General features: G+C 58.6%; 20 protein-coding genes. 16 read left to right on the plus strand and 4 right to left on the minus strand.

Going from position 1 to position 23,603, the window contains the following annotated elements:
- The first annotated feature begins 158 nt into the window (after positions 1-158).
- The 5 genes from MGLY_RS07060 to MGLY_RS07080 all read left to right on the plus strand — a co-directional run bounded on the left by MGLY_RS07060 (position 159) and on the right by MGLY_RS07080 (position 4,196).
- Positions 159-485 (plus strand): winged helix-turn-helix domain-containing protein, encoded by a 327-nt coding sequence (locus MGLY_RS07060; RefSeq protein ID WP_054937253.1) that lies wholly within the window; start codon positions 159-161, stop codon positions 483-485.
- Between the two features lie 55 nt (positions 486-540).
- Complete coding sequence (locus MGLY_RS07065) at positions 541-1,461, plus strand: ABC transporter substrate-binding protein (RefSeq protein WP_156272677.1); 921 nt, start codon at positions 541-543, stop codon at positions 1,459-1,461.
- Positions 1,462-1,477: 16 nt separating this feature from the next.
- On the plus strand, positions 1,478-2,209 hold the full coding sequence (locus tag MGLY_RS07070; RefSeq protein WP_156272678.1) for an ABC transporter permease: 732 nt from the start codon (positions 1,478-1,480) through the stop codon (positions 2,207-2,209).
- A gap of 37 nt (positions 2,210-2,246) precedes the next feature.
- A complete protein-coding gene (locus MGLY_RS07075; RefSeq protein ID WP_156272679.1) occupies positions 2,247-3,317 on the plus strand; it encodes an ABC transporter ATP-binding protein in 1,071 nt (356 codons plus the stop codon).
- A 192-nt stretch (positions 3,318-3,509) separates the two neighbouring features.
- Entirely contained in the window at positions 3,510-4,196 is a 687-nt protein-coding gene (locus MGLY_RS07080; protein WP_170290958.1) for a response regulator transcription factor, read from the plus strand.
- Here MGLY_RS07080 and MGLY_RS07085 read toward each other — a convergent pair whose 3' ends face one another.
- Positions 4,197-4,478 (minus strand): late competence development ComFB family protein, encoded by a 282-nt coding sequence (locus MGLY_RS07085; protein WP_156272681.1) that lies wholly within the window; start codon positions 4,476-4,478, stop codon positions 4,197-4,199.
- A gap of 240 nt (positions 4,479-4,718) precedes the next feature.
- On the opposite strand from MGLY_RS07085, the gene ispE reads away from it, so the two are divergent.
- From ispE to MGLY_RS07110, 5 genes are all read left to right on the plus strand, one after another.
- Positions 4,719-5,576, plus strand: a complete 858-nt coding sequence (ispE, locus tag MGLY_RS07090; RefSeq protein ID WP_156272682.1) for a 4-(cytidine 5'-diphospho)-2-C-methyl-D-erythritol kinase — start codon at positions 4,719-4,721, stop codon at positions 5,574-5,576.
- Between the two features lie 49 nt (positions 5,577-5,625).
- Positions 5,626-6,324: a GntR family transcriptional regulator gene (locus MGLY_RS07095; protein WP_054937452.1), complete on the plus strand. Its 699-nt coding sequence runs from the start codon at positions 5,626-5,628 to the stop codon at positions 6,322-6,324.
- 14 nt (positions 6,325-6,338) lie between these two features.
- Positions 6,339-7,082 (plus strand): nucleotidyltransferase family protein, encoded by a 744-nt coding sequence (locus tag MGLY_RS07100; RefSeq protein ID WP_156272683.1) that lies wholly within the window; start codon positions 6,339-6,341, stop codon positions 7,080-7,082.
- A 339-nt stretch (positions 7,083-7,421) separates the two neighbouring features.
- A complete protein-coding gene (glmU, locus tag MGLY_RS07105) occupies positions 7,422-8,801 on the plus strand; it encodes a bifunctional UDP-N-acetylglucosamine diphosphorylase/glucosamine-1-phosphate N-acetyltransferase GlmU (RefSeq protein WP_156272684.1) in 1,380 nt (459 codons plus the stop codon).
- A 67-nt stretch (positions 8,802-8,868) separates the two neighbouring features.
- Positions 8,869-9,816, plus strand: coding sequence for a ribose-phosphate diphosphokinase (locus tag MGLY_RS07110; protein WP_170290959.1), 948 nt, complete (start codon positions 8,869-8,871; stop codon positions 9,814-9,816).
- Here the strand turns inward: MGLY_RS07110 and MGLY_RS07115 are convergent.
- Positions 9,813-10,475, minus strand: a complete 663-nt coding sequence (locus MGLY_RS07115) for a PRC-barrel domain-containing protein (protein ID WP_156272686.1) — start codon at positions 10,473-10,475, stop codon at positions 9,813-9,815. The two genes, MGLY_RS07110 and MGLY_RS07115, sit on opposite strands and share 4 nt — an antisense overlap.
- A 101-nt stretch (positions 10,476-10,576) precedes the next feature.
- On the opposite strand from MGLY_RS07115, the gene MGLY_RS07120 reads away from it, so the two are divergent.
- From MGLY_RS07120 to MGLY_RS07140, 5 genes are all read left to right on the plus strand, one after another.
- On the plus strand, positions 10,577-11,203 hold the full coding sequence (locus tag MGLY_RS07120) for a 50S ribosomal protein L25 (protein WP_156272687.1): 627 nt from the start codon (positions 10,577-10,579) through the stop codon (positions 11,201-11,203).
- A 42-nt stretch (positions 11,204-11,245) separates the two neighbouring features.
- Positions 11,246-11,854: an aminoacyl-tRNA hydrolase gene (gene pth, locus MGLY_RS07125; RefSeq protein ID WP_246187476.1), complete on the plus strand. Its 609-nt coding sequence runs from the start codon at positions 11,246-11,248 to the stop codon at positions 11,852-11,854.
- Entirely contained in the window at positions 11,851-12,279 is a 429-nt protein-coding gene (locus tag MGLY_RS07130; RefSeq protein ID WP_156272688.1) for a hypothetical protein, read from the plus strand. The genes pth and MGLY_RS07130 overlap by 4 nt, the downstream gene beginning before the upstream one ends.
- Before the next feature lie 124 nt (positions 12,280-12,403).
- A complete protein-coding gene (mfd, locus tag MGLY_RS07135; RefSeq protein WP_156272689.1) occupies positions 12,404-15,982 on the plus strand; it encodes a transcription-repair coupling factor in 3,579 nt (1,192 codons plus the stop codon).
- Entirely contained in the window at positions 15,972-16,880 is a 909-nt protein-coding gene (locus tag MGLY_RS07140) for a mechanosensitive ion channel family protein (protein WP_156272690.1), read from the plus strand. Before mfd ends, MGLY_RS07140 begins: the two co-directional genes overlap by 11 nt.
- Before the next feature lie 6 nt (positions 16,881-16,886).
- Here the strand turns inward: MGLY_RS07140 and MGLY_RS07145 are convergent, their stop codons facing one another.
- Both MGLY_RS07145 and MGLY_RS07150 read right to left on the minus strand, forming a co-directional pair.
- The gene (locus MGLY_RS07145) at positions 16,887-22,355 is read right to left on the minus strand and encodes a DUF6079 family protein (protein ID WP_156272691.1); all 5,469 of its coding nucleotides are present in this window, start codon (positions 22,353-22,355) and stop codon (positions 16,887-16,889) included.
- 66 nt (positions 22,356-22,421) lie between these two features.
- Positions 22,422-23,420 carry a tetratricopeptide repeat protein gene (locus tag MGLY_RS07150; RefSeq protein ID WP_156272692.1) on the minus strand — a complete coding sequence of 333 codons (999 nt, stop codon included), beginning with the start codon at positions 23,418-23,420 and terminating at the stop codon, positions 22,422-22,424.
- Between MGLY_RS07150 and MGLY_RS17990 the strand changes: the two genes are divergently transcribed.
- The gene (locus tag MGLY_RS17990; protein WP_211662104.1) at positions 23,419-23,574 is read left to right on the plus strand and encodes a hypothetical protein; all 156 of its coding nucleotides are present in this window, start codon (positions 23,419-23,421) and stop codon (positions 23,572-23,574) included. The genes MGLY_RS07150 and MGLY_RS17990 overlap by 2 nt on opposite strands.
- The last annotated feature ends 29 nt before the right edge of the window (positions 23,575-23,603 follow it).

Consider the following 23,603-nt stretch of genomic DNA (forward strand, 5'->3'; position numbering starts at 1 on the left):
TCCCAGATTAAGGTTCCCCGCAGGTAAATAAGAATTATACTTTACCTGGAGCTATTTTACACCCAAACCCGGGAGGTGCAAATAGTTATTTTAGTAAAAAGGCTTGACCGGGTTTTCCGGGAAATTTACACTAGAGTTAGTGATCCGAGGTGGAGAGTATGCGGGTACGTTATAAATTCTGGCTGGAAGATGGCGAGCATGTTTTTGGTGAGGGCCTCTTTGAACTCCTGCAGGAGATTGACCGGCGGGGTTCCATTAACCAGGCCGCCCGGAGCCTCAACATGTCCTACCGCCAGGCCTGGGGCCAGTTAAAAAAAGCGGAAGGCCGGCTGGGGGAAAGGCTCCTCTCTACCCGGGTGGGGGGTGAGACGGGAGGCGGGGCAGAATTAACGCCCGCCGGGAAGTGGTTTTTGCAGCGTTACAGGCAATTTAGACGCGAGGCAGGGGAGGCCATCGAAGCAGCTTTTCAGCGTCACTTTAGTTAAGGCTCTTTTTTATACCACCGCTATGCTGGATCAAACATAATGAGGAGGGATACATATGAAAAAAATCAAGCAATGTATCGGAGCCTTACTCGCTTTGAGTTTCCTCCTGGTAGTCGTAACAGGCGGTTGTGGCCGGGCTGCCAGGCAGGAAAACAACCAATCCGCTCCTGTATCCAGTAAGGATACTGCTAAAGCGCCGGCCAAAAAAGACTTGATTCTGGCAACCACTACCAGCACCATGGACAGCGGTTTACTCGACGTCCTGATCCCCATGTTTGAGAAAAAAACCGGCTATACCGTTAAGCCCAATGCCGTCGGCACGGGACAGGCCCTGGCCATGGGCGACAAGGGCAATGCCGATGTCTTGCTGGTTCACGCCCCGGAGGCTGAAATGGAGCTGGTGAAAAAAGGGACAGCCATTAACCGCCAGCTGGTCATGCATAATGATTTCATTATTGTTGGTCCACCAGGCGACCCGGCCGGGATTAAAGGGGCTAAAAAGGCGGTGGACGCTTTAAAGCAGATTGCCGCCAGGCAGGCCATCTTTGTCTCCCGGGGCGACGATTCCGGCACCCATAAGATGGAAAAAAGCCTCTGGCAGGCAGCTAATATAAAACCGCAAGGCAAATGGTACCAGGAAGCCGGATCCGGCATGGGCCAGACTTTAAATATTGCTTCCGAAAAGGGTGGCTATACCCTCACGGACCGGGCCACTTACCTCTCCCTGAAGAAGAACCTCAAACTGGACATCATGGTGGAGGGGGAGAAAGCCTTGCTGAATATCTACCATGTCATGCAGGTGAACCCGGATAAATTCCCGGGGATGGCCATTAACAGCGAAGGGGCCAGAGCCTTTGTGGACTTCATGGTAGCCCCGGAGACGCAGCAGGTCATCGGCAACTTTGGCAAAGACAAATTCGGCCAGTCCCTCTTCTTCCCTGATGCCGGTAAAGATGAAAACACCCTGGGGCAGTAGGAGGAGAACTTGACTGGTGGAAGCAGTCTGGCAGGGACTGGGACAGGCCTTCTATCTACTAATCAGGCTGGACCCGGAGGTCATGGAAGTGGTAGCCCTGACCCTCAAGGTTTGTGGCCTGGCTACAGCCGTTAGCGTTTTCCTGGGGGTCCCCCTGGGTACTTTCCTGGCCCTGAAGGAATTTCCCGGCCGGCGGCTGGTCATCAGCCTGGTCAATACCGGGATGGGCCTGCCGCCGGTGGTGGTCGGCCTCTGGGTGAGTTTCCTCCTCTGGCGCAGCGGTCCCCTGGGCCGGCTGGGGCTCATTTATACCCCGGCAGCCATGGTCATTGCCCAGGCCTTTATTGCCGCCCCCCTGGTTACCGGCCTGACCATGGCGGCCATCCAGCAATTGCCGGCCAGGCTGAAAACCCAGGTCCTGGCCCTTGGGGCGTCACCGGGGCAACTGTACTGGACTCTGCTCAAAGAAGCCCGCCTGGGGATCCTGGCAGCCATCATTGCCGGTTTTGGTGGGGTTATTTCCGAGGTGGGAGCAGCTTCCATGGTGGGCGGCAATATCATGCACCAGACCCGGGTCCTGACGACGGCCACGGTAATGGAGGTGTCCAGGGGGCATTTTGATATTGCCATGGCCTTGAGCTTTATCCTCCTGGGCCTGGCCTTCGGCATCACGGCGGTCCTGACCCTTTTGCAGCAGAAGACGCGGGCTGTACCGGACGGCAGGAAAAAATTACTAAGGTTATTATAGAAGCTAAACTTGTTCCTTTGCCACGGGGGGAAGTTCAATGGGTATCAGCATCCGGGCTGAAGGACTGCGGATCAGCAAGGGCGGGCGTGAGATTCTGGCGGTTGATAACCTGGAAATCGGGCGGGGAGAGGTCTGGGGCCTTATCGGCCCCAACGGTGCCGGCAAAAGCACCCTGATCCAGGTCCTGGCCCTGCTGGAAGAGCCGGATAGCGGTAGCATTTTCTTTGACGGGCAAAAGATCGATTACCACCGGGCTTTATCCTGGCGCCGGCAGCTGGCGGTAGTTTTCCAGGAGGCATTATTACTGGATACTACAGTTTTTAACAACGTGGCTGTGGGCCTGCGTTTCCGGGGTATTCCCCGGCCGGTGGTAAAGGAAAGGGTTGAACACTGGCTGGAGGTTCTCCGGATCAGCCACCTGGCCGGCCGGCCGGCACGGCGGCTTTCCGGCGGTGAAGCCCAGCGAGTCAGCCTGGCCAGGGCTTTTGTCCTGGAACCGCGGGTCCTTTTCCTGGATGAACCCTTTGCCGCCCTGGATGCTCCCACCCGGGGCGCCCTGCTGGAAGAGTTGCACCTTATCCTGCGGGAGACGGGGATTACGGCTGTTTTTGTTACCCACGATTTTACCGAGCTGCCTTTCCTGGCGGACCGGGTAGCGGCCCTCCAGGGAGGACGAATTGTCCAGACCGGTCGCCCGGAGACCATTCTCTGGCAGCCGGCCAGTGTGGAACTGGCGGCCTTTGTCGGCATTACCAATCTCCTGCCGGGTGAGGCGCGCTTAAACGGCAGCGGTCCCGTCCAGGTCCGCCTCCAGGGGGGAGTGACCATCCTGGCCGGCACGCGCGTGGGTGGGCGGGTGGTAGCCTGTCTGCGGCCGGAAGAAATAATTATTCAGGGGGGAAATGCTGCTGAAGCCCCGGTTAACCGCTTGCGGGGGAGGGTCAGGCACATCATCCCCCAGGGGGGCCAGTACCGGGTAGAACTTGACTGTGGCCTGCCCCTGGTGGCCCTGGCCGGGGCTTCCCAGCTGCGCCAGGGTTGCCTGCAGCCAGGCCGGGAAGTCCTGGCCACTTTCCCGCCGGAAGCCGTTCACCTGATCCCGGCGTAGCCGGCACTGCCGCATATCATTGCCACCCTGACCCGCCGTACTTTTTTGTAAGGAAACTGCAGGTAAACAAGAAATGCAGGTTGCGGGAAGACAGCGTCTTTTTATTGGCCTGCCTTTTGTTTAAGAAAATTTGTTTTACTAACTCTTGCAGGGTTTTAATTAACTACGCTATAATAGGCGCGGAAGGCGGTGATGGCACTGCCCAAGGTGCTGATTGTTGATGATGAGCCGGCAATCCTGGAACTGGTATCCTTTAACCTGCAACAGGCGGGTTTTACTACCGTCACGGCCAGTGATGGAGCGGAAGCCCTGCAAAAGGCGGCCGCAGAAAAGCCGGATCTTATTATTTTAGATGTAATGTTACCCCGGCTGGACGGCTTTGAAGTCTGTCGCAGCCTGAGGGCCAGGGGCAATACCCCCATCCTCATGCTGACGGCTCGCCGGGAAGAGGTAGACCGGGTCCTGGGGCTGGAACTGGGCGCCGATGATTACCTGACCAAACCCTTCAGTCCCCGGGAGCTGGTGGCCCGGGTACGCGCTATTTTACGCCGGGCGGCAGAAAACCAGCGCCAGCCGGACGATATCCTGGCGATTGGGGATGTGGTTATTAACCCGGCCAGCCATGTGGTCACGGTAAAGGGCAAGCCCGTAGACTTGACCCTGAAGGAGTACCAGCTGCTGCAATTGCTGGCGGAAAACCGGGGACGGGTTTTCAGCCGGGAGGCGCTACTGGAACGCCTCTGGGAAGGCGAATATTACGGCGACACGCGTACCATCGATGTCCATATCCGCCATTTGCGGGAAAAAATAGAAGAAAACCCCAGCAACCCGCGGTACATTCTTACCGTCCGCGGTGTGGGGTATAAATTTCGCGATTAATCAGCGCTCGTGACGGGGGGCTTTTTTGACCTGCATCAGGGCCTGGGTAAGGGCGCGGTAAATATCGGCCCGGTGCTGGGCTTCCAGCATGGCCAGTTTGGAGTAAATTACTCCCTTTTCCCGGACCACATAACGGGGCGGTAACTGGTTTAAAGCCAGGGCTACAATATCGTGGCGACAGCTGTCGCAGCGGCAGGCTTCCGGGTCCTGGGCCAGGACCTGGTCCAACAGTTCCCACACACAGTCTTCCATATAGTTCTTTAAAAAGAGTTCTCTGGCCATTGGTTTCTCCTTCCCACCTTATCAGCTTGCAATTATGTATTTCTTTTTCAGCCTAAATATTCGCCTTAACCTTTTTCCTTCCTTCTTTTCCCCTGGATTTAAATATTGAAATATCGCGACTATTACTGGTATACCCGGCTATGGCTACGGTGAGAATAGCTATAGCCGTCAAAAGAGGAATTAGCGTCTCAATGCCTAATATTACATTAGCAATAAAAAGTTTTAAGGAGATGCCTTTTTTTGGATACCCTGAAGGTGCCGGCCTATGGTAAAATAAATCTGACCCTGAAGGTCCTCGGCCGCCGGCCGGATGGTTTTCATAACTTAAGCACCATTTTCCAGGCCATTGCTCTGCAGGATACCCTGACCTTGCGCCGGTGCCATGAAGGTATTCACCTGGAGGTCAGGGGGGCACGTCTTGCGGCCGGTCCCGACAACCTGGTCTACCAGGCGGCGGCCTTGCTCCAGCAGCGGTATGGTTTTCCGGGTGTGCGTATCAACCTGGTAAAGAGGATCCCCCTGGCGGCCGGCCTGGCTGGGGGCAGCAGCGATGCGGCGGCTACTTTACTGGGACTTAATTACCTGTATAACCTGGGCCTGACACCCGGACAGCTGGCCCGGGAAGGGGCCAAACTCGGATCAGATGTACCTTTTTGCGTCCTGGGAGGTACGGCCCTGGGCCGGGGCCGGGGGGAAGATTTATCCCTTTTACCGCCGGCTCCCAGGCTCTGGCTGGTACTGGTGAAACCTCCCTTTGGCGTCAGCACGGCAGCCGTATACCAGGGTTGGGATGCCGCCCCCTCCCGGCAGAACCCGGAACCCCCTGATGAGGACAGGGCCCTGGCGGCCTTAAGGGCCGGGGACCGGGAGCAGCTTATCAGGGCCCTGGGTAACGACCTGGAGATAGTTACCTGCCGGCTGTACCCGGAAGTGAAGGCCATAAAATTGCACCTCCTGGCTGCGGGAGCGGAACGGGCTATCCTGTGCGGCAGCGGCCCGGCGGTCTTCGGGGTGGCTCCCGACCGCCAGACGGCCATTAGCATTGCTTCCCGGTTCCGGCAGACTTACCCGGAAACCCTGGTAACCTGTACTTTATAGGAGGGGGGGCAGGTTATATTTGGTAAATGGCAATGGGAAAGGTGGTACGATGAAGAATCTGCTCAGTGGGAAACTGGAAAACTACAAGCCCTTACGGGAAATAGTTTTTGAAGCTCTACGGGAAGCCATTATCAACGGCCAGTTGAAGGCCGGCGAAAGGCTCATGGAAGTCCAGCTGGCGGAAGAGATGGGTGTTAGCCGGACTCCCGTCAGGGAAGCAATTCGCAAGCTGGAGCTGGAAGGTTTTGTCGTCATGATCCCGCGCAAGGGTGCATATGTAGCCGACCTTTCTACCAAGGATATTGCCGATGTTTTTGAGATTCGCTCCGCCCTGGAGTCCCTGGCGGCCGCCCTGGCCTGCGAACGCATTACGGAAGAAGAGTTAGATGAGCTGGAGCGCTTGTTAATAAAAGTGGCCGATTGTGTAGCAGCCGACGACCTGGAAACCCTGATTGAAGTTGACACCCAGTTCCATGATGTCCTGTACCGGGCCAGCCGCAATGACCGTCTGGTGCAAATTATCAATAACCTGCGGGAACAAATCCAGCGTTTTCGTACAACTTCCCTGGGAACGCCGGGCCGGATGCGGGAAACCCTGGAGGAACATAAACAACTGGTGGAGGCCATTACCGCCCGCAATGTAGAACTGGCCCAGCGCCTCGCCCAGGAACACATCGAAAATGCCGAGAACCGGATGATGGAGGCCATCAGGGAAGAAATGCGTTCCAGCAGCGGTAAAAAGGCATAAGGAGGGGTTAAAGGGTGGAGGTAGATGCTGTTGTCCTCGCCGGGGATCAAGAAGGCCGGGCCCTGTTACCTGTTGGTTCCCGGCCCATGATTATCTGGGTGGTAGAAGCCCTCCTGGCTTCGGGCCGTATCCGGCGCCTGGTTGTAGCCGGCCCGCCGGAACTGGCCCCGGCCCTGCCCCGTGATATCACCCTGGTGCCGGCCGGGCGGACGACGGTAGACAGCGCCTTGAACGGGGCGGCAGCTTTTCCGGCATCCGAATGGCTGCTCCTGGTTACCGCCGATATCCCCCTGCTGAAGCCCGAGGCAGTCAGGGATTTCCTGGACCGGTGCCGGGAACGACCGGCCGATTTTTATTACCCCATCGTCAGCCGGGAATGCAATGAGGCCAGCTACCCCGGCGTTAAACGTACCTATGTACGCCTGCGCGACGGTACCTTCACCGGCGGTAACATGGTTTTAATTAAGAATTCGGCCTTACTTACCTGCGCCCGCCAGGGCCAGGAACTGGTAAGATTGCGCAAAAGCCCCCTGGGATTGAGCCGGCTGATAGGCCTTAAATTTATAGTTAAGTTTTTAACCCACCGCCTAACCATTGCCGAGGCAGAAAAGCATTTCTCCCGCCTGCTGGGAGCCCGGGGGGCAGGGATAATCTCTCCCTTTCCCGAAATCGGCATCGATGTCGATAAGGAAAGCGACCTGGAACTCGCCAGGAGGGTTCTGGGCAGTGGGCCGAAGGAGTCCTTCGTAGAGGGCTAACGTCTCCCACCACGAAACAATGAAATTTTTTGGGTGTTAGGATGGGGATATGTCCCGGAGCCTATGAGGCGTGGAGCGAAGGTCAAAAGGACAGGCGAGGTGAGGCAACCACTGCCGGAGCTTAAGGCACGCCTGAGCGCACCTAGAAAACAAGCGTAATCTCATAGAAGGCTTATAGCTTCGCGGAACCAGCAGCCTCTTCATTGGCAATCCGCAGGCGACGAGCAGCGGTCCGAACCGAGCCGTCGTCCTGTCGGCGCGTAACTCTTGAGCGGCGCAGGGACATATCCCCACCAGAAGGCACCATTTTTGGCAGAACCCTGATTTGGAGGAGATCGTATGGCCGAAACGGTGGCCGTTATCCTGGCCGCCGGCCAGGGGAAACGGATGCATTCCCGGCTGCCCAAGGTGTTGCACCGGGTAGCCGGGCGCAGCCTCTTAGAACACGTCCTGGCGGCAACCAGGCAAGCCGGCATCGAAGATAATATCATTGTTATTGGCCACGGGGCTGAGGAAGTCAGAGCCGCCCTGGGGCCGGAACAGAAATACGCCCTCCAGGAGCAGCAACTGGGTACCGGCCATGCCCTGGCCCAGGCCCGGCAGGCTGCAGGAGAAGCCGCTACCGTCCTGGTCCTTTGTGGTGATACACCTCTGATCAGGCCGGCTACTTTAAGCGGGCTTTTACACCACCACCGGGCCACGGGAGCCGCTGTGACAATCCTGGCGGCCAGGATTGCCGATCCCACCGGCTACGGCCGCATTATCCGTGACGGGCAGGGGCAGGTAAAGGGTATAGTCGAAGAGAGGGATGCCACCCCGGTAGAGAAGGCAATTAATGAAATCAATACCGGTATTTATTGTTTTGCTGCTGCCTTTCTCTGGCCGGCCCTGGCCCGGTTAAAACCCGATAACGACCAGGGTGAATATTACCTTACCGACGTTGTGGCTATGGCCGTAAGCCAGGGGCTCCGGGTCGAGACGCTAGTTGCCGGGGACGCCGGAGAGGTGCTGGGGGTCAATGACCGTGCCCAGCTGGCTGCAGCCGGGGCCGTTTGGCGACGCCGGATCAATACGGCCCTTATGCTTGACGGGGTAACAATCATTGACCCGGAAGCGACTTATATAGATGTCACGGTGACAATTGGAAAGGATACCATTATATACCCGGCCACTTTCCTTGAGGGACATACTATTATTGGTGCCGGGTGTAGCCTGGGCCCCGGTACTACCATCCGGGACAGCCAGGTAGGTGATGGCAGTACCGTAATCCACGCCGTAGTCCTGGAAAGCACTATTGGACCTGGCTGCCAGGTAGGCCCCTTTGCTTATTTACGGCCGGGGACGGTCCTGGAAGCTGGCGTTAAGGTGGGAGACTTTGTGGAAATCAAGGCTTCGCGGATTGGCCGGGGTTCCAAGGTGCCGCACCTGACCTACCTGGGCGATGCCACTGTGGGAATGGGGGTAAATATAGGTGCCGGCACCATTACCTGTAATTACGACGGCCGGCAAAAGTGGCCGACCATTATAGAAGACGGGGCCTTTATTGGCAGCAATACCAACCTGGTAGCCCCTGTCAGGGTAGGGGCCGGGGCACTGGTAGGTGCCGGCTCCACCATTACCGAGGATGTACCGGCCGGGGCCCTGGCCCTGGCCCGGGAAAGGCAGGTTAATTTACCCACCAGGGGTAAAAAAGGCGACGAAAAAAGGCAGGAAAAATGATAAAAAAGGCGAAGTAAACACAGAGTGAAACCTTTTTCCCTGGAACCTGGAGGTTACTAAAAAGAAAATGGAAACAGAGAGTGCACGTTTAAAAATTTTTAGCGGCAATGCTAACCCTGAGCTGGCCCGGGAGATTGGCGCCTACCTGGGCGTGCCCCTGGGGGCGGCCAAGGTCAGCCGTTTCAGCGATGGTGAAATCAGCATCGCCATTGATGAGAGCGTCCGGGGTGAGGACGTCTTTGTCATCCAACCTACCTGCGAGCCTGTCAATGACAACCTGATGGAGCTTTTAATCTTGATTGACGCTTTACGGCGGGCTTCGGCCTGGCGTATTACCGCGGTAATACCCTATTATGGCTATGCCCGCCAGGAACGCAAGACCCGGGCGCGGGACCCCATCTCGGCCAAGCTGGTAGCCAACTTGATTACCGCTGCCGGTGCCGACCGGGTACTGACCATGGATCTCCATGCGGCGGCCATCCAGGGTTTCTTCGACATCCCGGTGGACCACCTGACAGCAGTGCCCATACTCGCCGATTATTTCAACAGCAAGGGCTTTGACCGGGCTGTAGTTGTTTCCCCGGACCTGGGGGGGGTAACCCGGGCACGGAATTTTGCTGAACGCATCGGGGCGGAAATTGCCATCATCGACAAGCGGCGCCCGGCACCCAATGTGGCTGAGATTATGAATCTCATCGGTGATGTTAAAAATAAAACGGTCATCATGATTGATGACCTCATCGATACGGCGGGGACCATTTGCCTAGGGGCCAGGGCTCTACTGGAGCATGGCGCCAGGGCTGTCTACGCCTGCTGTACCCACCCCGTTCTTTCCGGGCCGGCCCGGGAACGCCTGGCGGCAGCGCCACTGCAGGAAGTAGTAGTCTGCAACACCATTCCCGTACCGGGAAGCAAGGAAATTGCCCGGTTACGGCGCCTTTCAGTAGCTCCCCTCCTGGGCGAAGCCATTATTCGCATCCACAAGGACCTGTCCGTAAGTAAACTTTTCGACTAGTTCATATCCCCCGGTGGTGGGTCGTCATTTTTTTTGCGGCCAAAGGGCAGGCGTTGCCGGTAACGGTTGAAGGCCTCAGTTGCCCTGCGGGTAATTCCGCCAGCGCCCTCGAGGACTTTGCCGGCGCCGGCGATGGTTTCCTGCCATTTGACGTTTAACAGGCCCCCGGGTTTCTGGAGGGATTCTTCGGCCCCTGCCCTGGCTATCAGGGCGTCCCGGCCGCAGGTGATGATTTGAGCAGTTTCCAGGCTCCTGGTTCCATGGAGGAGGCCGCTTTTAATATCCAGGTAATAAATCTTGCCGTCCTGGGGGTCGAAGCGAAAGTCATCTATGGTACCCAGGACGGTACCTTCCTCCGTAATAACCCTGGCACCCAGCAGGGGGAGGGGATGTTTGGCCAGGGCCTCCAGTTCCGGCAGGGAACTTAATTTTACCACGGCACTGGCCTGGTCTACGGTGACGGCATGGTTACCGACGCTTTTGACATGGCTGTAAGGGATTACCGGTTGCTCCTTAAACCATCCTTTACGGTCTACGGTGAAAGCAGCAATGGCCATTCTTTGCTGGTCAATTAAGAGGCGCTTGATGCGCCCCAGCTGGTGGCCATCGGCCAGGCTGACTACGGGCATCCCCATGAGCTTCTTGCTGGTATAAAACATCCTTGCTCACCTCCCGGCTTATAACATGCTTATTCAGCCGGGAAGGGGTTTATGCTGTTTCCAGGTAGGCTAAACTTAAATAGTGAAAGGAGTTGGGACTGATGCAAGTCCAGACACTGGTAGTAGAAGTGCGGCCTGACACTGGTAAACAGTCAGCCCGGCGCTTACGCCGGCAGGGGAAATTACCCGGGGTTATTTATGGAAAAAAAGCCGGTAATATACCTCTGGCCATTCCCCTTAAAGACCTGGAGCGGATTCTTTCCCGGGAAGGGGAAAATGCTTTACTGAAGGTGATAGTGACCGGGAACGGGAAAGAAAAAGAATTTGCCGCGGTAATCAGGGAGGTCCAGCGTCACCCCATCAAAGGTGTAATCACCCACGCGGACTTTTACCAGATTTCCCTGGATGAAAAAATCAGGGCTGCAGTACCGGTCATCCTGGAAGGGGAAGCCAAGGGTGTGGAACAGGGCGGCATCCTCCAGCATGGCCTGCGGGAGGTGGAGGTCGAAAGCCTGCCCGCCGACCTGCCGGAGGGTATAACTGTTGATGTCAGTAACCTTGGTGTGGGAGAACACCTGACGGTGGCCGCCATTAAAGCGCCGCCGGGAGTAAAAATCCTTTCCGAACCGGAGGCGGTAATCGCCACGGTGGTAACTACCCGGGCCGTGGAAGCAGAAGAAGGCGCTGCGACGCCGGCGGGAGAAGGAGAAAGACCGGCAGCGGAATAAGCCCGTAAAGTAAATACTGGAGATGGGGGCGCTAATTTGCCGGTGCAGATGGTGGTGGGCCTGGGCAATCCCGGGCCCCGTTATGAGACGACCCGGCATAATGCGGGTTTTATGGTCCTTGATCTCCTGGCCGACGAACTGGGAATTAACTTCAATTCCAGCCGTCACCAGGCACTCATCGGCCGGGGGATGGTAGGGGAAAGGCGGGTCCTCCTGGTTAAGCCCCAGACCTTTATGAATAATAGCGGCCAGGCCGTTGCCCCCCTGGCGCGCTGGTACAGTATCGCCCCGGCCGAAATGATAATAGTTCACGATGACCTGGACTTGGCGCCGGGGCGGATGCGTATCAGGCCGGCGGGCAGTTCCGGCGGTCACCGCGGTTTGCAGTCGATTATCACCGCCCTGGGGACAACAGCCATACCAAGGTTAAAAATAGGTATTGGCCGGCCGCAAGCGGGGGAAGATGTAGTTGACTACGTGTTACGGCCCTTCAGTGAAGGCGACTGGGCCCTGGTGGGCCCGGCCCTCCTGAAGGCGGCCCGGGCCCTCCGTTTCCTCCTGGAAGGAGGGGGACTCGAGGAGGCCATGAACCGTTTTAATAGCCGGGGGAACGATAGCTCCCAGGGAGAGCCTGCAGGGGTTAAGCCATGATTTTTCTGCCAACCTTACTGGTAGGCCTTTTGGCAGCCCTGGTAGCCTGGGGGGTTAACTACGTGCTCCTGGGGTTGGGGTTTAATAAGAGAGCCATTCTCACTTTATTAGGCCCCCTTGGGGAAGAAACCCTGAAGACAGGCCTGGCCCTTTTGACAGGGACTTCCCTGGCCGGTGTCCACAGCGTGTTTGGTCTTGCTGAAGCAGCCTGGGAACTGGCCGGCGCGCCTCCAGCAAAGGGGCCCGGGAAACTAAAACCGGCCCTGGCGGCCCTGGCAGGTCATTCCTTTTTTGGCTTGCTGGCATCTTTGGCTTACGCTCGTTCCGGCCGGGCCGACGTAGCCCTGGCTAGTGGTTTCCTGGCTCACCTGGTCTGGAACCAGCTGATTTTGACCCTGCATGACTTTTTCAATTATAAAACTTGACTTCTTTCACGGGGACAGAATATAATAGATACTGGATGAGGAGTGTTGTGCGGAGAAGAGGCCCTGGAAAAAGGGCCTCTTCTTAATCAACAAAAGCTTGCTTACTGGTTGGAGTGCAGTATAAATGCATAATTATGGTATATTGCAAATTGTCAGAGATAGTTCCCAATTTCACAGCATAGTAAAGGGCTTCAACCAGGGCCTGGCGGAGCAACAGCTCTATGGCCTACCGGAAGGTTTGAAGGGACTGTGGCTGGCAGCCACGCTCCTCGATTACCACCCCATCCTGGTGGTTACGGCCGGGAGCGATGAGGCCGGGCGCCTGTTAACCGACCTCGATTGCTTCTGGCCGGAGTCAGGTACCGGCTATTTACCGGCGGCGGAACTCCTGCCGGTGGAAGCATACGCCCACAGCCCGGAACTGGCGGGCCAGCGCCTTAAAGCCCTGACGGACATGGTCAGCGGGCGGATGCGGCTCCTGGTGGTTCCGGTAGAAGCTTTGCTCCAGAAACTACCGCCACCGGAGATTTTAAAGCAGGCTCTCCTGACCCTGGAAATTGGCCAGGCAATTGATCGTGAGGCTCTCCTGGAGAGGTTAATTGCCCTCGGTTACCGGCGGCAGGAAGTAGTGGAAGCCCCCGGCCAGCTGGCCGCCCGGGGGGGCATTATTGACATTTTTCCCCTGGATGCTGCGGAACCGGTACGTTTAGAATTATTTGGCGATGAAATTGATTCTCTCCGTTACTTCGACCCGGACACCCAGCGTTCGGTGGCGGAGACGCGGGCCGTAACCCTGGGGCCGGCCCGGGAGGTTCTCCCGCCCCGGGACATCAAGCCCGGGCTGGAGGCTTTGCAGGCCGAATTTGCCCAGACCTATGCTGCCTTGCGCAACCGCCAGCCCCAGGCAGCCCGGGAGTTAAAGGAAAGGGTCCAGCATCTAATGGCCCGGCTGGAGGTGGGAGACTGGCCGGAAGGTATTGACCAGCTCCAGGCCCTCTTTTACCCCCACCTGGCTACCCTTTTCGATTACTTCCCGCGCCCACCCCTGGTGGTCCTTGATGACCCGGCGCGTTTGCAGGAAGAAATGCGCCGGCGGGAACAACAACGCTTAGGGGTTTTTACCGAAATGCTGACCAGCGGCCTGGCTTTACCCTCCCAGGGGCAGGCCTACCAGGAAACGGCCGAACTGGAGCGGCTTTTCAGTCGCTACCAGCGCCTCTACCTTTCCCTCTTACCCCGGCGGGCGCCGGGAACCAGTCCCCGGCAGGCCATCGGCGTCGGCGCCCAGTCCATCCCGGCTTTCCAGGGCCGGATGAATTTGCTTGTTGACGAACTCAGCCGCTGGCGGCGGGATGGCTACCGTACCATCCTCATGGTAGCCGACCCGGACCGGGTGGCCAGTTTACGCCAGGCCCTGGCCGACCAGGGTATTGCCAGCCAGGCCCTGAATGAAGTGGCTGCCGTTCCCGAGGGTGGGCAGGTTCTCGTTGTACCTGGACGCCTGCGCCAGGGCTTTTCCTGGCCCGAGATGCGGCTGGCCGTGCTGGGGGATACGGAAGTTTATGGCGGGGTTAAAAGGCCGCGCCGGCTTAAGGTGGCCAGGGAAGGCAGTAAAATCATTTCTTTTAACGATCTCCGGGAAGGTGATTACGTCGTCCATGTCCACCACGGTATTGGCCGTTACCTGGGCCTGAAGCAACTGGAGGTAGGAGGGGTCAAAAAGGACTACCTCCTCATCCAGTACGCCGGCCAGGACCGCCTCTATGTGCCCATTGACCAGGTTTCCCTAGTACAAAAGTACGTCGGGGCTGAAGGTCATGTACCGCGCCTGTACCGCCTGGGAGGCAATGAATGGCATAAGGTCAAGAGCCGGGTCCAGGAAGCTGTCCAGGCCATGGCCGAGGAATTGTTGGAAATCTATGCCAAACGGGAGGCCATCCCCGGCTATGCCTTTTCGCCCGATACGCCCTGGCAGCGGGAGTTTGAAGAAGCCTTTCCCTACACCGAGACGCCGGACCAGCTCAAGGCCATCGCTGAAGTTAAGGCGGATATGGAAAAACCACGGCCCATGGACCGCCTCCTCTGCGGCGATGTCGGTTATGGCAAGACGGAGGTGGCCATGCGGGCAGCCTTTAAAGCTGTCATGGACGGTAAGCAGGTGGCCGTCCTGGTGCCGACAACCATCCTCGCCCAGCAGCATTATAATACCTTTAAGGCGCGCTTTGCTCCTTTCCCGGTAAAGATAGCCGTCCTGAGTCGTTTTTGTTCTCCCGCGGAGCAAAAGCGGGTTGTTAAGGCCTTGCAAAGGGGCGAAGTGGATATTGTCGTTGGCACCCACCGCCTGTTGTCTGGTGATGTCTCCTTCAAGGATTTGGGCCTGGTCATCATTGATGAGGAACAGCGCTTTGGCGTGGCCCATAAAGAGAAGTTAAAGAAACTGCGTTACAGCGTTGATGTCCTGACCATGACGGCCACCCCCATTCCCCGCACCCTGCACATGGCCCTGGCCGGCGTCCGCAACATGAGCCTGATTGAAACGCCGCCGGAAGACCGCTTTCCCATCCAGACCTATGTAGTGGAGTACAGCCAGGAACTGGTGCGGGAGGCCATCCGCCGGGAACTGGACCGTGGCGGCCAGGTTTACTTTGTCCACAACCGGGTGGCGGATATCGACCGCTTCGCCTATCATGTCCAGCAGCTGGTACCGGAAGCCCGGGTGGGGGTGGGCCATGGCCAGATGGATGAAAAGGAACTCGAAAAGGTCATGCTGGATTTCATCGAAGGCCGCTATGACGTACTGGTCAGCACCACCATTGTGGAAAACGGCCTCGATATCCCCAACGTCAACACCCTTATAGTTGACGAGAGCGATAGTTTCGGCCTGGCCCAGCTTTACCAGCTCCGCGGCCGGGTTGGCCGGACCAATCGCCTGGCCTATGCCTATTTCACCTACCGGCCGGACAAAGTCCTGGGTGAAGTGGCCGAAAAGCGCCTGGCTGCCATCCGGGAGTTTACGGCCTTCGGCTCCGGGTATAAGATTGCCCTCAGGGACCTGCAGATCCGGGGCGCGGGAAACCTCCTGGGACCCGAACAGCATGGCCACATGCTGGCCGTAGGCTTTGACCTCTACTGCCAGCTCCTGGAGGAAGCCGTGCAAAAATTGAAACGCCAGCGGGGCGAAGCCCTGCCGGAAATGAGGCCGGTGGCAGCCTCCCCGGCGGCCCCCGTAGAATTAACGGTGGATACTTTCCTGAGCAACGAGTATATCCCCGATGCTGCCTTGAAGATGGAAATCTACCACCGCCTGATGGCGGCCAGGGATTTAAACGAAGTCGAAGCTATTGCCAGCGAAATGGAAGATCGCTATGGCCGGCCTCCGGTAGAGGCGCAAAATCTTTTAAGCCTGACCAGGGTGCGCCTCCTGGCCCAGGAAGTTGGGGTAACCAGCGTCCATCAGCAGGGCAGGGAAGTAGAATTGCGTTTTGGCCAGCATCACGTCCTGCGCGGTGAAAAGCTGCTGCAGTTGACCCAGCACTTTCCCCGCAAGCTCTCTTTTTCTTCTGCCGGCGGCTTGACCATCAGGGTGCGGACGGCGGGCCTGGACCAGCAGGGGTTGCTGGCTTTGCTGGAAGATGTCCTGGCCAGGATTAAATACCTGGTCGCCGAAGTGGAAGACAAAAGGGGGGTCTTCTATGGCCACTAAGCTCACCTGGTTATGGCAGGGCTTGCAGCCACGTTTGCTTTTGTTGCTGGAAAAGCTGTTCTGGGCGTCAGTAATTATACTGGCCGCCCTGGTAGTTCTCAACCTGGTTTCCAGGTTTATCCATCGACTTTTCCGGGTGGCCAGGAGGGACCCCCACAAAGATAAAACCCTGGAAACCCTGTTGGCTTCGGCATTACGTTATCTTATTTATGCTGTGGCCGTCATGATGGCCCTGGAGCAGTTTGTCGATATTACCCCCATTATTGCCGGCGCCGGGGTGCTGGGCCTGGCGGTGGGCTTTGGTGCCCAGAGCCTGGTGAAGGACATCATCACCGGTTTCTTTATCATCTTCGAAGACCAGTTCCATGTTGGTGACCTGGTGGAGATAAACGGCCAGGTGACCGGTAAGGTGGAGGAACTGGGCCTGCGCCTGACCACCATCCGGGAATGGAGCGGCAAGAAATTCTATATTGCCAACAGCGAGATCAAGACGGTGCGCAATTATAACCGGGAAGAGCTGCGCGCCATTGTCACGGCCACCTTTCCTTTTGAAGAAGACCCCCGTAAGATCCGGGCGGTTTTAGAGCAGGCCTGCCGGGAAGTGGAGAAGGAATACTACCAGGAATTGATTCAGGGGCCGGATGGCCCGGTGGAACCGCCCCAGATCTACGGCGTTACGGATATTGATAAATCGGATAAGGGCGGGCAGTTTACCATTATCGCCCTGACCAAACCCGGTTCCCTCTGGACGGTGGAAAAAGCTCTGCGGGAAAAAATCTGGCAGGCCTGCCAGGACAACGGCATCCGCCTGGCCTATCCCACCCGGGTCTATGTCGGTAGCCAGCCAGGGGAGGAAGGTATAGCACCGGGTGACTACCTGAAGGCGGAGGGGCGTTAGCAACGTCTATGACCTCCCCGGGGGCCGGTTGGCCACCTTCCACAGGAGCAGCCAGGGGACCAGGACCTCCTGGGGAGAGCACTCGCCGTGCTGGTAGCGTTGCTTTTTATGTTTATCCCCAGGGCGGAAATTATGATTGATGGTGTAACCGTGATCGCCGGCCAGGAGGATGAGGGATTGTTCCGGTAGGGCTTGCAGCAGCGGTATGAGCCGGCGCCGGAAACCCAGGGCCAGTTCAGCCAGGAAGGTGGCGTAGTCGTCCGAAGAGGCGTGGACTTTATCGTCCACCAGGTTTAGCCGTAAAACTACTTCTTCCTGCCCGGGGGCCAGGCGATTGCCTTCCCGGGCCAGGGCAGCCAGGTCCTGGTCCGGCCCGGAGGCGTCCAGGAAGCGGAGATTGTACCCGGCTTTCTGGAGCCGGTCCAGCTGGGTGGCAGTCACGGTTGGCAGGTGGGCCCAGAGGAGTCCCCGGGCTATTTCCTGCCGGATCAGGCCGGCCTGTTCCAGCTCTGCTATCATGACTTCACTGGCGTCCCGGCGCAGGCCGTCGAGCCAGATGAAGTAAAGGGCCCGGGGCCGCCAGCGCTGTCTATAGCGTTCCAGCTTTGCCGGCAGTTGTTCTAGCGCCATGCCAGGGACACTGCCGGCCTGGTTATAAAATTCCTGGAAGGCCCGCCTGTATCTGGCCAGTATCTGGTGGAGCTCGGTTTCCAGGCGGGCGAGGGGAAAGGCTTCCATCAGGTTTAAAGTAGCCAGCTGATGCTGTATACGGTAGTACAGGCTTTCCGTACCGCCCAGGTGGGTGGTATAAATTTTTTCCCAGGCAGGGGCGTCGAAGCTTTCCGGCGCAGCTGCCGCTAAGGTTGCGAGGGAATGGAGCAAATGGGTGGCCAACCGGCAGGCTTCCAGGTAAGCAGCCGGTTCCGGCCCTTCCCAGGGTTGAAGGGGGGCACCCGGCGTAATTCCCTCCAGCAATTGCAGGGCTGCGGCCAGTTTGCTACCGTCCTGGCAGGCCAGCCACTCCAGGTAGGCGCCAGCAGCACGGCGGAGGATGGCCGGGAAGACGGTTTCCCGCCCGATAATGGCCAGCAGTTCGGGGCCGGAAGGGGTTCCCCCCGGTACCAGGGCCTGCCAGTAAGCAGCAAGCCGGTCTTCCTCCGCCAGGGCCCGGCGGGCGGCATTTAAAAGGACCCCGGCCAGCTCTGGCGGGCCGGCGCGGAGTTCGAAGACCTGCTGCGCCAGCTCCTGGAGGCTCGTCGTGGCCGGTGGCGCTAACCCCGGCAGGGAACACAGCCGGGCCACGAGGTCCGGCTCCAGGTGGTGGCCTGGCAACCACCAGGCCGTCGTTACCGCCAGGGCCAGGCCGGCTTCGCCCTGCCGGTGCCACAGGGGCAGCAATTCCTGGTAACCGGCGGCGAACCAGTCGTACAAAAGGTTCTCCCGGGACTGATAAGGAACACCGGTTTCGGCGACCAGGACTCCGTCTATTTCCCGGCGACTGGCGGCAATCACCCGGATGTGGGTACCAGGGTCCGGTTGCTCCCCCTCCCGGCCGGCCAGCCACTGCCGCACCAGGTCCAGGAGTTGTTCCGGCTTTAGGACCCGGTTGGCCAGGAGGTCGTAGAGGTCGTCCAGGTTGCGCTCGACCACCAGCACCTGGCCGGCCAGGGCCTGGTTGATGAGACCAACGGTATTGCGGTTGACGACCGGCTTTAGTTTGGCGAGGAGTTCCGGGTCCTGGGGGTCTACGGCCAGGAGCCGGCGCAAGCAGGCTGCTTCCTGTCCCTTACCAACACTTTCCAGACCAGCCAGAAAGCCCCGGATCTTCTCCTGGTAGAGGGGTTCCTGCAGGGCCAGGAGGTAAGCCCGGATGCCCTCCAGAGCAGCGGCTTGAATGGCGGCCGGGGGCGGCAACTCGTCCTTTTCCCCCAGGGCCAGGCCGCAGGAGCAGGCCGGCTGGAGGGCCAGTTGCCCTTCCGGGTTAACCGGGCACTGCCGGGCCAGGGCTGCGGCCAGGAGCTGGTTGACCAGGCTTAGAGCGTCCGGGGCAGCTACCTGCTTTAGCTGGCTTAGCAAGGTTAAAAACCGGTAGGCTTCCCCTTCCCGCAGGGCCTGGTAGGGCTGGAAGCGCTCCAGTGACCGCAGCCGTCGGTGCTCGGCCAGATAGGCATCAGTATAGGCCCGCTGGAAAAGGGTAAAGGCGGCAGCCAGTTGCTGGTAGACTTCTTCCTGATAGAAGACGTCAGGGCTATTGAGTAATTCTATCAACCTGGCCTTTTGCCGGCGCAAGTCCTGATAAGCGGGTGTATCGGGCAGGACCAGCTGGGTAGATGTCAGGTAACCGTGAATGAAGAGGAAATGGTTTAAGTCCTGTTCCAGGAAATGCTGCAGCTTCCGGGTGCGCTCCAGGGCTACTTCCCACAGGGGGTCGGCCTGGTAGGCGGCCAGGAAACGTTCCAGGCCCTCCCGGGGACTATAGGAAACCTTTATTTCCGCCACCAGGGAGGCCACCCGGTTGAGGTCAGCCCGGGCGGCAGCCAGGGGCAGGGCCGCCAGGGCCGGGTAGCTGGCCACTGTCTCCAGGAGCTGGCCCAGGCTATTTAGCCGGGTGCTCATGTCTTTCTGGAACTGTACCAGGTAGTCCCAGAGCTCTTGCTGCCGGCCATGGGTTAAAGGGCCCTGACGCAGGGAAACCGGCAGTAATTTGACCCCGGCCAGGACGGCCTGGAAGGCCTCCGGCAGGACTTCTACCAGGCCCAGTTCTTCGATTTTGTAAAAATTATATGGGCCTATTTGCTTTAAATTTAAGCGGCGGCCGTGGCTATAAGCGGCCACCAGGCCGCTGTGGAGCAGGGCCAGGATAAGGAGTTGGAAGGCGATTTCGCTCAGCCCGAAGGGGCCTTTGCGTAGCCGCAGGCCCAGCTCCGCGAGGCCGACCGGTCCGCCTTTGAGGCTCTCCAGGCAGGCGGCCACCAGCGGGTTGCGGGAGGAAGCCACCTGGAGAACATAACCATCCTTCGCCTTTTTCGCCAGGCCCAGGGGCTGGAGGAAATTATCCAGGGCCATTTTCAGGCCGGCATCAACCCTACCTTTTACCTCCCCCGGTACCAGGAATTCGCCTATAACCCGCTGCAACAGCGGCGCTAGCAGCACCCCGCCCCGGGGAGCAACTTTAGCATGTTCGGGGTAGCGCCGGGAGAGGATGGCGGCGGCTAGTTTTTCCAGCAGGGATTTAAAGGTTTCGTAGGCCGGATTGGTGGGCCAGGGTAGTTCTTCGCCGTCACCGGTTATTAAACGACCGCCGGCGTAAGCGCGGCGGAAAACATCCTGCACCCTGCTTTTCAGCTCTGCCATTCCCGCCGCCAGGTAGGAACGTACCCTTTCTCCTGTCGGGGAGGAGTCGGATTCGTACTCGGCCATTAAGACCTGGCAGGCCAGGGCGCTGGTCAAGAATTCCCAGTCGTCGGTGACAGCGGCCGGCAGCCAGAAGAGGAAAGCCCTGCTCGCCGGTCCGGCGAGAGCCGGCAGGAGGGTTTCCTGGAGGTGCGACAGTTGTTTATTGCCGGCTTCGGCCTGGCCCAGGACCAGGATAAAATCGGTGGCCGTGGTCAGGGCCTGGCGGGCCAGTTCCTCCAGGACGGCGGGACTTAAATCGGCTAGGTCGGTAAAAATCAGCAAGCCCTCCCGCCGCGTCTGCTGCCAGAAGATGTCAACCGGGGTGCGGGGGGTGGTGACGAGATTGGCCAGGGGCAGGCGATTGTCGGTCAGCCACCGGCAGAGGCCGGTGAAAACGCGCCCGTCCCCGGGGAAAAGGCTCTTTTTGATATAATCCAGGCGGCGGCGGACCAGGAGCTGGACGTCGGCCTGGAGGTCGATGTAGAAAGCGTCCTCCAGGGGAGTGGTGCCTTGCTGGTAGCCAAGATAGGCGCCGTCCTGATACAGGCGTTTTAAGAGATCGCCGACATACTCGTAGTTTAAAGCCGATTCCAGCCGGGTGATGGGCTGCAATAGTAGGTGGGCAAGCTGGCGCACCGTCAGTGGCCTGGCCGTAGCCCCCAGGGCGGCCAGGATGAGGAGCTTCACCAGCCTTAAGCCTATTTGCTGTTCCCGGCCCTCCGGCAGCAGCCGGGCTATTTCCTGCTGGAAGTAGGGAAAGACCTGGCGGACGTAGGGGTTTGTCTCCGGCAGGGCCTGGATGCGGTCGCGGAAATGGTCGAAGATCAGGTCCGGGGCCAGCAGGGTATCGGCCGGGGCCTCCAGCAGGGCGGGAATCTGCCGGCCAGGGTCACCGGCCAGGCGCGCGTGGATAAAGTCCACTACACCGCGATGCCGGGAAAAGAGGGGGCGCAAGCTTTCCAGGAAAGTAACGGTCAGGGGGTGGACGGGGTACAGCCGGCAAAACTCCTCCTGGCTAAAGGGCAACTGGCCGAAGGCAGCTGTTAGATCGGCGTAAAGCCGGTGCAAGTGATCCTGTGCTTCCGGTTTCTGCTTGATGAGCCGGCGGCTGATAATTTCCCGGATATGTTCTCCCGTTAGCTGCAGGCGGACGGGGTAGCGATCTTTGATTTTATTGAAGGCTTCCGGTGGTATGGCACCGGTGGCCTCGATCTGCTCCTGGAGGGTCGCCACCACCCACAGGGGCAGGCGGCCGGATATTTCGCCCAGGAACTGGAGGAAGCGGATATCTTCGTTGAAGCTGCGGCTGTCGGGCTTGGAGCGCAGGAACTCTGACAGCTCATCGATAAGGATAACCACGCCGGCCAGGTGATGGGCCGTAACCAGAGACTCCAGTTCGGCAAAGGCTTCCTGGCGCCGGTAGCCCAAACGGTAGGGAAGGTCCAGGCGGCGCAGCAGGGAGGTTAACAGAGCCAGGTTGGCTGGCTGAAAGAGTTCCTTCCGGTCGATTTTTTCCCCGGACAGATAGGCTTCCAGTGCCTCGGGGTAGCGCCCGGTCAGCAGCTCCCGGATTTGGTTTACATAGTCTTCCCGCGTTTTGCGACCCAGACCCTTCCCCACACCGGTTTGCAGGACATCGTCCAGGGCGGCCAGGACAATGTCTTCCAGTTCTTCGTGGTGACTGTGCTCCACCAGGGAAATGGCAGCCACCAGGTAGCGTTTTTGCCCTATCCCCGCCACCAGGGAGGCGATGTTCTCGTGCCAGGCGCCGGCGACCCCAGCTTTACCGGCCAGGGCGCGGCGGGTTTCTTCCTGTGTAAGGATCAGCTCCAGGATGGCCAGGAGATGGGATTTACCCGCACCGTAATGTCCCTGGATGAAAAAACCCTGACCCTCGCCGCGGGCGATGGCACTTAAAACGGCGCCCAGGGCCAGTTCGGCCTCGCCGGTGAGGACAAAGCTCTCGATAAGCTGCTGCCGCAGCCCCGGGTCGCGGGTATCCTTCATCTGGATTACGGTGCGTACTAAAGGAACCTGGACAAGCTGGCTGATAACAGGCAGGCGACCTTCGCTAGGCAAACCACATCCCTCCCTGAAAAAAGTTCGGTTAAAACCTGCTACCTGAATGATAAGATTGTCCCCCAGCTAATCTTTTTTCCCCTCCCGCTCCAGTTTTTTCGCCAGACCCCAGAGCTGGCGGGCTTCCGAGTGGGCACTGGCTACCGCCCTGAAAAAGCTGGCCCCTTCTTCCTGGCGGCCCAGCCGGCGGTAGAGGTTCATCAGGGTCTGGCGCACATGGACATCGGCTGGTCGTTTAGCCAGGGCCTGCTGGAGGAGGTTCAGGGCTTCCTCGTCCTGGCGCAGGCGGTAGAGGCAGAAGCCCAGCTGGGCCAGGAAAAAGGGATCGCCGGGGGCCAGTTCCAGGGCCTGTTGGTAAGCGACGGCGGCTTCGGCATAACGACCCTGCTGGTAGAGTTCATTGCCCTTAACCCCGTGCAGGTGAGGATTCTGGGCCCGCCGCCCCACCCGGAGGAAAGCATTAACTTCGCTGAGGACACTATTGCCGTCCTGGCCGGGAGCCGATAACTTGACGTAACGTGCCTGAGCAAAGGTATCATTGGGGTTACGGGCAGTTACTTCCCTGTAAGCCTGAGCAGCAGCGGCCGTATCGCCCATTTTTTCCAGGGCCAGGCCAAGTTTTTTCCAGAGTTCCAGCTGCTCAGGGTCAAGGGCTAGCTGCTGGCGGCAGAAAGCTACAGCTTTTTCCAGTTGACCGGTATAGATATAAGCCTGGGCCAAGCGGGTGGCAAGATAGGGGGATGGTTCCAGGTCGAAAGCGGCCTGCCAGCAGGCCAGGGCGGTGGAGTAATCTTTCTGGTGGGTGGCTACCTGCCCTTTGATGGCCAGGGCGCGGGGGTCCCGGGGCCGGAGTTGCAAGATCCTATCGGCCAGGTAACCGGCCTCCTGCTTCTGGCCCAGGCGCAGGTAGAGGCTGGCCAGGCTGGCCAGCAGGGCCGGTTCGTCGGGCCAGCGCTCCAGGGCGGCCTGGACTTCTGCCAGGGCTGCCTGGAGATCTCCGGACTTTTTCAGGTTGGCTATTTTTTGTAATGTGGTATTAAGCTGATAACCTCTGCCGGCAACCATGTTTATTACCCCCGGTTTTATTAATTTCCCCCTGACAGGTTTATTTCCTGCTATTTTTTTAGAAAATATCAGCCGGCGTACTGAAAAGTCAACATTACCGACCCGCTGGTGGCAGAGGGCGAAAATGGTAACTGGTCCACAATTTTCAGGGTAATTAAAAACTTAGTTTTTGCCCGGGAGCCG

It is taken from the genome of Moorella glycerini (assembly GCF_009735625.1).
In the GTDB taxonomy this organism is placed as follows: Bacteria; Bacillota; DSM-521; order Neomoorellales; family Neomoorellaceae; genus Neomoorella; species Neomoorella glycerini.